Source organism: Micromonospora sp. WMMD723, from assembly GCF_049863385.1.
In the GTDB taxonomy this organism is placed as follows: Bacteria; Actinomycetota; Actinomycetes; order Mycobacteriales; family Micromonosporaceae; genus Micromonospora; species Micromonospora wenchangensis.
This window is the reverse complement of record NZ_JBMKNR010000001.1, coordinates 1,154,339-1,166,704: the sequence shown is the minus strand read 5'-3', so window position 1 is coordinate 1,166,704 and position 12,366 is coordinate 1,154,339. Positions and strand designations below refer to the sequence as shown.

Annotated in this window: 14 protein-coding genes and 3 tRNA genes; 13 read left to right on the top strand and 4 right to left on the bottom strand. The window is 69.5% G+C overall.

The features are described from left to right. Nucleotides 1–522 precede the first annotated feature (522 nt). Entirely contained in the window at nt 523–1,269 is a 747-nt protein-coding gene (locus ACN261_RS05300) for a hypothetical protein (protein ID WP_425848683.1), read from the top strand. 276 nt (nt 1,270–1,545) lie between these two features. Here ACN261_RS05300 and ACN261_RS05295 read toward each other — a convergent pair whose 3' ends face one another. Next, on the bottom strand, nt 1,546–2,427 hold the full coding sequence (locus ACN261_RS05295) for a hypothetical protein (RefSeq protein ID WP_421484197.1): 882 nt from the start codon (nt 2,425–2,427) through the stop codon (nt 1,546–1,548). A gap of 129 nt (nt 2,428–2,556) precedes the next feature. Then, complete coding sequence (locus ACN261_RS05290) at nt 2,557–3,459, bottom strand: DMT family transporter (protein WP_425848681.1); 903 nt, start codon at nt 3,457–3,459, stop codon at nt 2,557–2,559. Nucleotides 3,460–3,679: 220 nt separating this feature from the next. Between ACN261_RS05290 and ACN261_RS05285 the strand changes: the two genes are divergently transcribed. After that, nucleotides 3,680–4,222 carry a DapH/DapD/GlmU-related protein gene (locus ACN261_RS05285; protein WP_421484194.1) on the top strand — a complete coding sequence of 181 codons (543 nt, stop codon included), beginning with the start codon at nt 3,680–3,682 and terminating at the stop codon, nt 4,220–4,222. A 133-nt stretch (nt 4,223–4,355) separates the two neighbouring features. Here the strand turns inward: ACN261_RS05285 and ACN261_RS05280 are convergent, their stop codons facing one another. Both ACN261_RS05280 and ACN261_RS05275 read right to left on the bottom strand, forming a co-directional pair. Further along, complete coding sequence (locus tag ACN261_RS05280) at nt 4,356–4,793, bottom strand: hypothetical protein (RefSeq protein WP_363791826.1); 438 nt, start codon at nt 4,791–4,793, stop codon at nt 4,356–4,358. 45 nt (nt 4,794–4,838) lie between these two features. Further along, nucleotides 4,839–5,351: a GyrI-like domain-containing protein gene (locus ACN261_RS05275; protein ID WP_421484192.1), complete on the bottom strand. Its 513-nt coding sequence runs from the start codon at nt 5,349–5,351 to the stop codon at nt 4,839–4,841. Between the two features lie 480 nt (nt 5,352–5,831). Here ACN261_RS05275 and ACN261_RS05270 point away from each other — a divergent pair, with 480 nt between their 5' ends. The 11 genes from ACN261_RS05270 to rplK all read left to right on the top strand — a co-directional run bounded on the left by ACN261_RS05270 (nt 5,832) and on the right by rplK (nt 12,314). Continuing rightward, entirely contained in the window at nt 5,832–5,978 is a 147-nt protein-coding gene (locus ACN261_RS05270) for a hypothetical protein (RefSeq protein ID WP_169733070.1), read from the top strand. A gap of 63 nt (nt 5,979–6,041) precedes the next feature. Next, entirely contained in the window at nt 6,042–8,561 is a 2,520-nt protein-coding gene (locus ACN261_RS05265; RefSeq protein ID WP_425848676.1) for a putative bifunctional diguanylate cyclase/phosphodiesterase, read from the top strand. A gap of 96 nt (nt 8,562–8,657) precedes the next feature. Next, nucleotides 8,658–8,730: transfer RNA gene (locus ACN261_RS05260), tRNA-Thr, on the top strand. Nucleotides 8,731–8,756: 26 nt separating this feature from the next. Continuing rightward, nucleotides 8,757–8,829, top strand: a tRNA-Met gene (locus tag ACN261_RS05255). Between the two features lie 132 nt (nt 8,830–8,961). Beyond that, nucleotides 8,962–9,129, top strand: a complete 168-nt coding sequence (gene rpmG, locus ACN261_RS05250; RefSeq protein WP_067301359.1) for a 50S ribosomal protein L33 — start codon at nt 8,962–8,964, stop codon at nt 9,127–9,129. A 132-nt stretch (nt 9,130–9,261) separates the two neighbouring features. Then, the gene (locus ACN261_RS05245; RefSeq protein WP_204924846.1) at nt 9,262–9,708 is read left to right on the top strand and encodes a MaoC family dehydratase N-terminal domain-containing protein; all 447 of its coding nucleotides are present in this window, start codon (nt 9,262–9,264) and stop codon (nt 9,706–9,708) included. A 1-nt stretch (nt 9,709) separates the two neighbouring features. Beyond that, complete coding sequence (locus ACN261_RS05240; RefSeq protein WP_421484188.1) at nt 9,710–10,102, top strand: MaoC family dehydratase; 393 nt, start codon at nt 9,710–9,712, stop codon at nt 10,100–10,102. A gap of 127 nt (nt 10,103–10,229) precedes the next feature. Then, nucleotides 10,230–10,302, top strand: a tRNA-Trp gene (locus ACN261_RS05235). A gap of 213 nt (nt 10,303–10,515) precedes the next feature. Further along, on the top strand, nt 10,516–10,935 hold the full coding sequence (gene secE, locus ACN261_RS05230) for a preprotein translocase subunit SecE (protein ID WP_421484187.1): 420 nt from the start codon (nt 10,516–10,518) through the stop codon (nt 10,933–10,935). 38 nt (nt 10,936–10,973) lie between these two features. Next, nucleotides 10,974–11,696 (top strand): transcription termination/antitermination protein NusG, encoded by a 723-nt coding sequence (gene nusG / locus ACN261_RS05225; protein WP_204924848.1) that lies wholly within the window; start codon nt 10,974–10,976, stop codon nt 11,694–11,696. A gap of 186 nt (nt 11,697–11,882) precedes the next feature. After that, on the top strand, nt 11,883–12,314 hold the full coding sequence (gene rplK / locus ACN261_RS05220) for a 50S ribosomal protein L11 (protein ID WP_088644789.1): 432 nt from the start codon (nt 11,883–11,885) through the stop codon (nt 12,312–12,314). Nucleotides 12,315–12,366 lie beyond the last annotated feature (52 nt).

Genomic DNA, 12,366 nt, shown 5'->3' with positions numbered 1-12,366 from the left:
AGCCAGCAGGGAGCGCTGCTGAGTAGCAGTGAGCGCCCTTGCCCGCGCGTCGCGCCATACCTTGCCGTAGGTGTTTGGGACCGGTTGGCCGATGGTGAGGACGTACCGCCCACCGGGGCCGCGTCGGGTGACGAACAGCGTCCCGCCGACTGATGTCGCCCGGCGCCTGGGCCACGGCGTCGCCGTCCTGCTCCGGGTCTACGCCAACTGCATCGACGGGGGAGACGACATCATGAACGACAGGATCAACGATGCGCTCGCAGATGCGCCGGCGGTTCGACCCGGCAGAGGTGGGACTCGGGACCAGTAGAGAGTGCGGTGCACCGTCGATCGAGAGCGGCTTGACCAGGTGGGGACACTCGTAATCATGTGGCGACCATGTGTAGCTGGCTCGGCGTCGGGAGTTTCAGGTCAGGCAGGCGGTACACGGTGAAGGTGCAGTCCGTCTACGGTCGGGGGGTGGCAACGGCGGGTACCCGGAGCCTTGCACCAATACGGCGATATCGAGACCGCGCCATATGGTTGACGCTCATTCCGCTGCTTCTGGCGCTGGTACTCGCTGGCTGCGACCCAGAGGGAGAGGGTAAGGGCAAGGTTAAATACAAGCCTGCGCTGCTGCCGGTGGCCCTGACAGTTGGTCCGGACGGCGTTGCGGTTGAGGGTGAGGCGAGCATCGTCACCCCGATCGGCGAGTTCTCGATCGGAGCGGAGTACTCCCTCCCACCTCGAGATGGAAGCACGATCTACGTCTTGCTTCGGGACCGCAAGAAGGGTGCCACCGGGTTTGACAGGGTGTTCAAGGTCCAGACCGGACGCGACCAGTTCACCGTGGTCGTGAACGGCACCACCACCATCCAGGTCAAGGATGGCCAGGTCTTGATCGACGTCACCGGCGGTGCCGTCAAGAAGATCCAGTTCAAACGAGTGGATCAAGCGAACGTGAAGGAAGGTGGGGACTCGTACTGGTCCAGCGTCGGCGCGAAGTGGAGTCGGGGTTGGGACTCCTCCCTCTACAAACCCTTCGTGTTCACCCGCTGGGCGTACGACGACTCGACAATCGACAAGTGGTGCGGCCTGGGGTTTGTTTGGTTCCTGCTGCGCTTGGCGCTCACCCTCGTGCTCCTGCTCGTAGATCTGGTGCTGAGTTCGGTCTTCTTGCTGGCGCAGATCGCCTATTTGGTCTTCGGCTCGACTGGACGGAACGTTGTCTGGGGGATTGCCATCCTGCTGGCGGTCGTCGCGGTGATCCGCAGGTTCCTCTATTACTGATCTGGACGTTCTGCGCGTGGGTAGATGGTGGGCGGCCAGCACCTCCAACCGTGCGGTGGGATGAGAAGGAGCAGGTCAGCACACCTGACCCGGCCAAGATCACGGACGTCCTTGTAGACCCGTCGCGAAAGCTACAGAGGTTCGAATCCTTTACCCGCCACCAGGTGTACGAAGAAGCCCCTGACCAGCGTCAGCGCCGGTCAGGGGCTTCCTTTGTCAGTCTCGCTTGCGTCCCACTTCGACCGGGTCGACCCGGCCCACCGTGTCGCACACATGTCACCGTTCGACCATGTTCGCCTCAGGAGTGAAGTCCGATCCGTCGGGTGCCTGTCGGCCGGGAGATCGGGTGCACCAGGCCAGTGTGGCGTCGTCGTACGCCTTGGCGCGCGGCCACGTTCTGCCCTGCGGATCGCCGGCCTCCGCCGCCCGGACCCGCCGGATCACCTCGCCCGGCCCTTCCGTAGCGATGAGCGCGAGAACTTCCGGCCAGTCCGCCAGCGCGAACTGGTCCACCATGCGGCTGGCCCCGTCACTGAGCAGGACGGCACCCCTGATGTCCGCGACAGGCCGGCTCCCGGTCAGCGCTTCCGCCGCCACCCCCGGATCGTCGGCGGCGACCCAGAACCCGCCGGGCCGGTTGCGATGGACGCGCATGGTTTCGATGTATTCGCGCAGCGCCCGGTCGTGTTCCGGGCTCCCGTTCGGGGTGGCGTCCATCGCGGCGCGGTAGCGGCTGCCGACGGCGTCCACCCGACCGTCGGTGATGACCTCGGGACCGTTCCCGGCGCGGTCGAGGACCAGCACGGAGTCGGCGAGCACGAGGTGGTCGGCGTGGTCGTCGTCGACCCGGAGGATGGTGACGGTTGCTGACGGGCTGCTCGGGTCACCGATGTCGCAGGTGTCCCGGTGCGCGTCGGCGACCTCCGCGATGGCCTGACCGAGGATGGCGGTGAGTTCCCGACCGTCACCGGCGGCGAGCTGGGCGAGCAGTGCCCCGCCGAGCCGGCGGGTGTACCAGGCGACACCGTGCAGGCAGGTCGAGGTGGTGCCGGCCAGCCCGGCCCCGTCGAGCAGGACGACGGCATTCGGTACGGCACCGACGAAGTCCTCATTCGGCTGGTCGGGCTTGGCCGGGCTGGTTGCCATGACGACCTGCATCAGCGTCCTCCGTGCCGTTCAGGGACCGATGAACCGTGGCGTCGGTGACCGGCTTCGGTCGGTGGCCCATGGGCAGGCCCGTCCGAACCACCCGAGGTACGAGGATCGCCGGTCGATGTGACGTGCGGGTTATCCGATTTCGGTGGACCGTAGCCGGGTCAGGGTGACTCCGGCGAGGACCAGAGCGATTCCGGCCACGATCGCGGTCGTGACGGCCTCGCGGAGGATCACCCAGCCGAGGATCACGGCGACGACGGGCAGCAGGTAGGTGACCACCGAGGCGGCGGTCGGCCCCTCGTCGTCGATGATGCGGTAGTTCAGGACGTAGGCGGCCCCGGTGCCGAGCACCCCGAGGACGAGCAGGCTCGCCACCGCGTCGGGCCGCCACACCGGCGACTCCAGTCCGGCGAACGGCAGCGCCGGGACCAGCAGAACGGTGGCCGCGCCGAGTTGAGCTGCCGACAGCACGAGCGGCGGAAATCCGCGCCCGGGCAGGAACCGGCCCGTGTAGACGTAGCCGAGTCCGTAGCTGGCGGCTGCGGCGAGGCAGGCGAGGCCGCCCCAACTGGCGATCTCGCTCGCGGATTCCCATGGCGAGAAGATGACCAGGACGCCGAGGAACCCGAGGGTGAACCCGGTGGCCTTCTTGACGGTGACGGCCCGGTCGACGCCGACGAGGAAGGCCAGCAGCAACGTCCACAACGGCGTGGTCGCGTTCAGCACCCCCGCCACGTTCGACCCGATCGTCTCCTCGGCGACGCTGAACAACAGGTACGGCACGGCGTTGGCGACCAGGGCGGCCACGAACAGGTGACCCCACAGCCGCCCGTGCCTGGGAAAGCGGAGTCCCCGGGACAGCGCGATCGGGGTCAGGACCAGGAAGCCGAGCAGGAGCCGGGCGAACACGATCTGCACCGGGTTGAAGCCCCGCAACGCGAGCTTGATCCAGAGGAAGCCGGACCCCCACAGCAGCGCGAGACCGGCCACCCGGGCGATACCTGCCCGGGTGACCCGCTGGGGGTCAGTCGTCACCGAAATCCCGTCATTCAGGGTGTTCGCGTCGGTTCGGGTCATGTGGATGACTTACCTGATCCGCTCGCGGAGGAACAGTGCCCGATCTCCCGGAGCAGGCCGACGGGAGTTGACCGGGCGCGGCGGCTGATGCTGGCACCGGTGGGCCGGCCGGGGGAGGACCGGTGAGCGGCGGCGGCCCCCGGGGTCGGGCACGCGGAACGTCGGCGAGGATCGCGGGATGTCCGACGACCGCTTCATGCGTATCCACAGCCCCGAGTTCCAGGCGATGGCGGCGAGGGTGCTGCGGGCCACCGAGTTGACTTCCCGGCTGAACGTGCTGCCCTTCGACGACGAGGCCGGGCGGGGGGAACTGTTGGCGCAGCTTCTCGGCCGCCCGCTGCCGGCGCGGGTCACCATCTATCCGCCGTTCTTCACCGACCACGGTCTCAATCTGGAGATCGCGGAGCGGGTGTTCATCAACCAGAACTGCACGTTCCTCGACTATGCCGGTATCCGGCTCGGCGAGGGCGTCATGATCGGCCCGAAGGCCACCTTCATCACCCTCGGTCACCCGGTCGACCCCGCGCAGCGGCGGGAGTGGCTGACCGGTGCGCCCATCGATGTGGCGGAGAACGTCTGGATCGGGGCCGGCGCGACGATCCTCCCCGGCGTCAGCATCGGCCGCGACGCCGTGGTGGCGGCCGGCGCGGTGATCGCCGACGACGTCCCGCCCGCCACCCTGGTCACCGGCCCCAAAGCAGGTGTACGCCGCCAGTGGTGACCCCCACGCCTCCCGGCCGCGCACCGTTGGGGCGAGGTAGCGGTATCGAGGCAGGGTGGATACCGCTACGCGGGCCCAGCTGCGTTGATCATGCGCGACGCCCGTCCCGTCCAGGTCAGGGAGGCCGCGCGGGCTACGGCGTGGCCTCGTGGCCGGGTAGGCCGTGGGTACGCCGCCGCTGCTTCATCTCCGCCTCGTAGAGGTGCCGCCGGCCGTCGGCCAGCTTCTCCCGGGCGTACCGTTCGATCTCCTGGAACGTGGCGTAGTAGCCGTCGTCGAACTCCTCCACGATCTGGAACGTCCACCGGCCGGGCAGCAGGTTGCGCCCCAACAGCTCGTGTTCGACCCGGTCGGCCACCTCGTCGTGCCCGGCCCCGCGCAGCAGCTCCACCACCCGGTCCAGGGTGAGGTCCGCGCCGCCGACGAGCTGGTGCGCGGAGTAGAGGTGCCCGCGCACCCGGTGGATCGTCTCCAACGCCTCACTCAGCTTGCCCAACGCCTCGACCGTCGCGTCGTCGACTCCCGTCGGCCGCGCGTGCTCCTCGTCCACCGCACCATGCTGACCTGCCATGACCTCCGACATACCCCCCTACCGCCCGAGCTATCCCGGTCCTGCTCAGTCCGCCAGCCGGAACGCCAGCTGCGTCTTCCACGTGCTCCGGTCCGGGTCGTCGTCCGGGCCGAGGTGGTAGATCTCCAGTCGGCAGCCCCAGCGCTCACCCGTCCCGGTGTCGTCGGCGTCCCAGCGCAACCCGTGGTGCCGGGCCCAGTCCAGGAACGCCCCGGTGACCGCCACCAGTTCGTCGGGGTCGCCGACGTGGGTGGTGGTCAGGTAGCGGCCGGCCGGCAGGACGCCGGTGCCCATTGGTGCCTCGGCCGCGAGCCGCGTGCCGGCCGGGACCGGCACGCCCGCCTCGACCACCAGTTCCCGCGCCATGTCGATCACGTGGTACCGCAGGAAGTCCGGGCCGGCCGGGGTGATCCCCCGCGCGGTCAGCCAGTCGGCCAGGTCGGCCAGGGTGGCCGCGGCGTCGCCGATGGTCGCCATCGTCACCGTGCGTCGGATCCCCAGGTACGGCTGGGCCGCCCGCTGCTCGATCACCGGCGTCACCGGTGTCTGCGATGTCATGGATTCACGACATCATCGGGGTACGACATCACGGGGTCCGACCGCCTCTGGCGGGTGTTTCGCCTGCTCGCGCCGGCTCGCCACCGTACGCGCGTTTTGTCGTTGATCTGGTGCGGAGTCCGTCGACTCCCGACAGGCCGCTTCCGTACCTGACGAAATGAGCTATGGTGATCGATGTGACGGTTCCGGGAGCAGTCGTCGCGGCCCTCGACCACGACGGCCGCCCTGCTACCCGGAGAACGGCCCCGCGCCGTTAAGATCGGGTTTGCGTCGATAGTGACATTGGGCGATTCGTGGAGGCTGTTACCCGTCCTGGTGCCGCTGATCTGGCACGGGGAGGTGACGGTGGTGGGCCGAACGGCGGAACCTCTCCGCTGCTCGGACCAGCGCCGCTCTCCCCGCTTTTCTGGGTACCCGAGGTGTGGCACGATCGTGGAACCTCCACCATCCCCCGTGAACACTCTCTCGACAGGAGCAATCATGTCTGGTCGAAGGCTGGGCCGGCTGTTTGGCTCGCTCCTCGTGCTCGCCACCATCCTGGGTGGACTCGCCGTCGCCGGCGTCCAGTCCATCGATGGCAGCGCGCAAATGGCGGACGTCGTCTGGACGATGGGCGGCGCGCGCTAAGCCCCCGCGTCGTCCCCGCTCCCGGTGTCCTGGGGGTGACGTCTCTCAGGGAGAGGGTGGCGCATGGCCAGCCGAGATCAGCGGCGTAAGTCCACCGAACGCGCCTGGTTCATCACCGCCCCCCTGGCCCTGCTGGCCATCGTCTTCAGCACCGCGATCGGTGTCCTGCGGCCCGAGTTCGGGAAGTGGGGCCTGGCGTTCGTTCTCTTCGTGGCGATGACGGGGATCAGCATCCCGGTCCTCAACGTCATAGTCCGGCGGCAGTCCGTCGGGGTGACGTTGACCGAGGTGCCCCTCGTCGTCGCGCTCTTCTTCCTGCCACCGCTGATCGTGGTGCTCATATACACGCTCTCCGTGCTGATCTGGAGCGCGTCACACCGGTTCGCCCCGGCCAAGCTGTGGTTCAACGTCGCGAAGGCGGCGGCGGCCACCTCGTTGGCCGGGCTGCTCCTGCTGGCCCTGCCCCCGCTGGAAGGGGTGGGGCCGGGCACCTGGGGCATCCTGTTCCTGGCGGTCAACACCATCACCCTGGTCAGCCTGCTCTCGGTGGCCGGGGTGCACGTGCTGCTCCAGGGCTGGCAGGCCGGCCGGGAGGCGTTGCGTACCGCGCCGTCGGTCTTCCTCACCACCTCGATCAACGCCTCGGTGGGCCTGCTCGTCCTGATCGCGTTGAAGACCACCTGGTGGTCGGTGCTGCTGCTGGCCGCGTTGTTCGCGGCGTTGTTCCAGGTCTACCGTTCCTACTCGCAGTTCTTCCGGCAGCACCGCACCCTGACCGGCATGTACGACCTCACCCGGCTGCTCACCAACAGCGCCGAGGGGGCGCTCGCCGACATCCTCCTCGACCGGGTGCGGGCCCTGATGCAGGCCGAGTACGCCACCCTGTGGCTGCCCGCCCAGCGCCGGCACCCCGAGGTGCTGCTGACGGCCCGGGTCGACACCCCGGGCCTGCTGGACTTCGCGCCCACCCCGACGGTCTTCCGGGAACAGGCCCGTGAGCTGGGCAAGACGCTGTCCATCGGGCGGTTGCTCGGCGACGACACGGCCCTGCGCCGGGAGGTCGGCGCGCAGCAGGTCAAGGACGCGATCGTGGTGCCGCTGCGGTCCGGTCAGGCGGTGATCGGCACCCTGGAGGTCACCAACCGGCTCAGCGACATCGGCCACTTCACCACCAGCGACATCCCCGTCTTCGAGACCGTGGCCGCGCACGCCGCCGTCGCCCTGGAGAATTCCCGGCTGGTCGACCGGCTGCGCCACGACGCCTACCACGACGCGCTGACCACGCTGCCCAACCGGCGGCGGATCACCGCCGCCCTGGCCGAGGCGGTCAAGATCCGGGCGCCCGGCGAGGTGGTCGCCGTCCTGCTCTTCGACGTGGACGGCCTGCGGCAGGTCAACGAGTCCCTGGGCCACGCGGCGGGGGACAAGGTCCTCGTCGAGGTGGCCGAGCGGCTGCGCGCCTGCGCCCCCTCGTCGGCCCTGGTGGGTCGGGCCGGTGGGGACGAGTTCCTGGTGACGCTGCGGCTGGAGAACGCCGAGGCGGCCCTGGAACTGGCCGCCCAGCTCCGCGAGCAGATCCGCGACGAGATGGTCTTCGACGCGCTCACCCTCGACGTGGACACCGCGGTCGGGGTGGCGGTGCACCCGGATCACGGCAGCGAGGCCGCCGTCCTCCTGCAACGTGTCGACCTGGCGGCCACCGCGGCCAAGGCGGTGCCGGGCAGCGTGCAGTTGTTCAATCCGGCGCTGGAGTCGCGGTCGCTGCGCCGGCTCGGGCTCGCCGGTGACCTGCGCCGCGCCCTCGACGAGGGGGAGCTGGAGGTCTACTTCCAGCCGAAGGTGACCCTGCGGGACCGCCGCCTGCTCGGGGTGGAGTGCCTGGCCCGCTGGGAGCACCCGGCGCACGGCACGGTCTCCCCGGAGGACTTCGTCGCGGTCGCCGAGCACACCGGGCAGTTGGGCCGGCTCACCGAGTTCGTCCTCCGGGAGGGGCTGCGCCGCAGCCGGGACTGGAGCCGCACCGGGCAGCCGTTGGCGGTGGCGGTCAACATCGCCGCCCGCTCGCTGACCGACAGGCGCTTCCCGGACCGGGTCGGTGAGCTGCTGACCGAGTACGGCGTCCCGCCGCAGCTGCTGACCGTCGAGATCCCGGAGGCGGCGGTCCTCGACGGCACCGAGCGGCCCATCCCCACCCTGCGCCGGCTGCGGGACCTCGGCGTCCGGCTGGCGGTGGACGACTTCGGCACGGGCAACTCGTCGCTGGCCCAGCTGCGCCGGCTGCCGGTGCACGAGGTGAAGGTGGACCGGTCGTTCGTGCAGGGGATGGCGACCGACCCGGGGGACCTGGCGATCGTGAACGCGGTGGTGTCGCTGTCCCAGCAGTTCGGCCTGTCGGTGGTGGCCGAGGGGGTGGAGAGCGAGCTGACCCTCGAACTGCTCCAGGACATCGGCTGCGAGATCGGGCAGGGCTTCCTGTTCAGCCGGCCGCTGCCGTACGAGCGGCTGGAGGCCTGGTTCGGTGCCCAGACCGACCAGGAGGCGGTCGATCCGGACGCGCTGCCGAGGCTCCGTGTCGTGCCCTGAGCTGCGGCGATGCGGTACAGGGGGATCCCATTTCACCCCTGGCGCGGTGCCGTGTAATGTATCCCCTGCGCGACGCCCTCCGGGGTGATCGGGTAGGCCCCCTTAGCTCAGTCGGCAGAGCGTCTCCATGGTAAGGAGAAGGTCTACGGTTCGATTCCGTAAGGGGGCTCAGAGGGTCCGGCTGGACCCGCCTGCGGCGGTGTAGCTCAGATGGCAGAGCAAGCGGCTCATAATCGCTGTGTCGCCGGTTCAAGTCCGGCCACCGCTACTCTCGTCCTTCGGGCTCACCCCCGGTGGTCGGTGGGACGGGCGCCACTGGCGCCCGCTTTGCATGTCCAGGCGTTGTCCGCGTAGGCTGATGCGCTGTAGTTGATATCCGTAGCGAGGAAGGCACTCCGCCGTGGCGAAGGCGACCGATGTCCGGCCGAAGATCACTTTGGCGTGTGTGGAGTGCAAGGAGCGCAACTACATCACGCGCAAGAACCGCCGCAACGACCCGGACCGCATCGAGCTGAAGAAGTTCTGCCCCCGGGACGGCAAGCACACGATCCACCGCGAGACCCGCTGACCTGCGGCCGGTACTGGCCGGCCCGCTCCGCAGCGTTTCCCCGGACGCCGATCCGCACGGCTGGCGCGACCCCTTCCAAGGGCGCCCGCCCGTACGGGTCGGCGTTCGTGCGTCCCGTGTAGGTTCGGCGGCATGTCCCTGGACCCGTCCTTCGTCGGCCGGACGTACCCGCCGACCGCCCCCTACCAGGTGGGCCGAGAAAAGATCCGCGAGTTCGCCACCGCCATCGGCGCCACCGACCCGGCCCACCACGACCCGGCGGCGGCCCAGGCGCTCGGCCACCCGGACGTGGTCGCCCCGCCCACCTTCCCGGTCCTGATCACCATGGCCGCCAGCCAGCAGATCGTCGACGATCCGGCGCTCGGGGTCGACTACAGCCGGGTGGTGCACGGCGACCAGCGGTTCGCCTACACCCGGCCGGTGGTGGCCGGGGACGAGCTGGTCTGTGTGAACACCATCGAGGAGATCAGCTCCCGCAGCGGGCACGGCTTCCTCACCACCCGCACCGACGTGACCACCGTGGCCGGTGAGCCGGTGGTCGCCGTCTGGTCCAAGCTCGTCGTCCGTGGGGAGTCCTGACGTGGACCTGTCGACCCGTACGTTCCGGGTGACCCGGGCGGACCTGGTCCGCTACGCGGGCGCCTCGGGGGACTTCAACCCGATCCACTGGAGCGACCGGACGGCCACGAAGGTGGGGCTGCCCGGGGTGATCGCCCACGGCATGTTCACCATGGCGCTGGTCGGCCGGGCGGTCACCGAGTGGGCCGGCGCGCCCGACGCGGTGGTCGAGTTCGGGGTCCGGTTCACCCGGCCGGTGGTCGTCCCCGACGACGACGAGGGCACCGAGATCACCGTCGACGCGGTGGTCAAGGAGGTCACCGAAACCGGCCTGACCAGGCTCGATGTGACCGTCCGGTGCGGTGGCGAGAAGGTCCTGTCGCAGGCGCGGGCGACCGTGCGGACGGCCGGCTGAGGGTTCGTCGGCACGGACCGGGCGGGACCGGTTGGGAAAGTCGGGGTGCTACCCGTACACTGGTCCGCCGTGGGGCAAGTGACCCCTGCTCGGCCGTGCAGGCCGGGTGGGGCGAGCGTTGCCGCACAGGGGTGTAGCTCAATTGGCAGAGCAGCGGTCTCCAAAACCGCAGGCTGCAGGTTCAAGTCCTGTCACCCCTGCGCCTCAGGCCTGACCGTTCCCGTGGGTCGCGCCGCCGCAAGGCGGCGTCCGGCCCGTGGTGGTGGCATCGGCGGGGTGGCTTCGAGGCGACTCGGAGCCCTTCGTCCGGTCCGCCGGCCGCGGCCCGTCGCGGGACGGTTGGTCCGGCCGGCGTGACCAGCGCCGCGTACGCCTCCCGGCGTACGAACCGACATCCCGCGACGGAGGGCGAAGTGGCCGAGAGCAAGCGGCGCGGCGAGGACGCCGGCGACGACGGTCTGCGCGACGAGCGTGACGACGTCGTCGACGAGGTGACCGCCGACAGCGACGCCACCGACGACGACGCCACCGACGCGGACGAGCCGGTATCCCGGGGTGGCACCGCGACCCGGTCGCGGACCCGTGCGGGTGCCGCCGACAGCAAGTCGAAGACCCGCTCCGAGACCGACCGGGTGGGGCCGTTCGGCCGCATCGCGCGTTTCTTCCGCGAGGTCGTCGCCGAACTGCGTAAGGTCATCTGGCCGACCCGCAAGGAGCTGCTGACCTACACCGCCGTGGTGGTCACCTTCGTCGCGGTGATGCTGACCATCGTGGGCCTGCTCGACTTCGCCTTCGCGAAGGGCGTGCTGTGGGTCTTCGGCAGCCCCAGCTGACCGGCCGACTGAGCCGATAGTGACGGAAGTGAGCAAGCGTGCCTGAGTACGACGAGACCGCCGGGACCACGGACGACCAGTCCACGGTCGCGACGGCGGCGAGTGACGAGTCGGTCGAGGCCGCCAGCGAGCCGGAATTCCCGACCACGGAGCCGGAGCCGGACGAGGACTACGACCCGGTCGCCGAGCTGCGCCAGAAGCTGCGCTACGCGCCCGGCGACTGGTACGTGGTGCACTCGTACGCCGGTTACGAGAACAAGGTCAAGACCAACCTCGAGACCCGGATCACCTCCCTCGACATGGAGGAGTTCATCTACCAGGTCGAGGTCCCGACCCGGGAAGAGGTCGAGGTCAAGAACGGCAAGCGTTCCCAGATCCAGGCCAAGGTCTTCCCCGGCTACATCCTGGTCCGGATGGAGCTGACCGCCGAGTCCTACTCCTGCGTGCGCAACACGCCGGGGGTCACCGGGTTCGTGGGGGCCACCGACCGGGCCGACCGGCCGGCGCCGCTGAGCCTCGACGAGGTGCTCAAGTGGCTGGCGCCGGCGGTGGAGACCGAGCAGAAGAAGGCCAAGCCCGAGATCAAGGTCCTCGACTTCGAGGTGGGCGACTCGGTCACCGTCACCGACGGGGCGTTCGCCTCGCTGCCGGCGACGATCAGCGAGATCAACGCCGACCAGCAGAAGCTCAAGGTGCTGGTGTCGATCTTCGGCCGGGAGACCCCGGTCGAGCTGAACTTCAACCAGGTCGCCAAGATCTGACGTCGTTGTCGTAGCCGGCGGTGGGCCACGGCCCGCCGCCGGCGACGTCGTTCCGCCCCGGCGCGGACCTCGGCGCAGAGGGTCGCCGGGCGCTGCGCTACCCTTGAATGTCGTCGCTGTGGCACCGCGCTGACCGTGCGCGCCCGTGGCCGGCACCTTTCCCAGTTCCAAGCCCCAGGAAGTGACATGCCTCCGAAGAAGAAGCTCGTCAAGACGTTCACGCTTCAGCTGAAGGCGGGCCAGGCGACCCCGGCGCCGCCGGTGGGCCCCGCGCTCGGTCAGCACGGCGTGAACATCATGGAGTTCTGCAAGTCCTACAACGCGCAGACCGAGTCCCAGCGGGGCGACATCGTCCCCGCCGAGATCAGCGTCTACGAGGACCGCTCCTTCACCTTCGTCCTGAAGACCCCGCCCGCCGCCCGGCTGCTGCTCAAGGCCGCCGGTGTGGACAAGGGCTCCGGCGTGCCGCAGAGCCAGAAGGTCGGCTCGGTGAGCCAGGCCCAGGTGCGCGAGATCGCCGAGAAGAAGATGGTCGACCTCAACGCCAACGACATCGACCAGGCTGCGAAGATCATCGCCGGTACCGCCCGGTCGATGGGCATCGTCGTCAACGACTGACGCCGTCAGTCCCCCTGACCAGTTCGTGGGAGGGCACGCGTCGACCGCGGCC

What these genes read in the sequence shown, in the direction of transcription:
- ACN261_RS05265 (WP_425848676.1), top strand. Translation starts at nt 6,042, where the DNA reads ATGGCCAGCCGAGATCAGCGGCGTAAGTCCACCGAACGCGCCTGGTTC.
- ACN261_RS05275 (WP_421484192.1), bottom strand. Translation starts at nt 5,351, where the DNA reads ATGACATCGCAGACACCGGTGACGCCGGTGATCGAGCAGCGGGCGGCC.
- ACN261_RS05280 (WP_363791826.1), bottom strand. Translation starts at nt 4,793, where the DNA reads ATGGCAGGTCAGCATGGTGCGGTGGACGAGGAGCACGCGCGGCCGACG.
- ACN261_RS05285 (WP_421484194.1), top strand. Translation starts at nt 3,680, where the DNA reads ATGTCCGACGACCGCTTCATGCGTATCCACAGCCCCGAGTTCCAGGCG.
- ACN261_RS05295 (WP_421484197.1), bottom strand. Translation starts at nt 2,427, where the DNA reads ATGCAGGTCGTCATGGCAACCAGCCCGGCCAAGCCCGACCAGCCGAAT.
- ACN261_RS05270 (WP_169733070.1), top strand. Translation starts at nt 5,832, where the DNA reads ATGTCTGGTCGAAGGCTGGGCCGGCTGTTTGGCTCGCTCCTCGTGCTC.
- rplK (WP_088644789.1), top strand. Translation starts at nt 11,883, where the DNA reads ATGCCTCCGAAGAAGAAGCTCGTCAAGACGTTCACGCTTCAGCTGAAG.
- ACN261_RS05245 (WP_204924846.1), top strand. Translation starts at nt 9,262, where the DNA reads ATGTCCCTGGACCCGTCCTTCGTCGGCCGGACGTACCCGCCGACCGCC.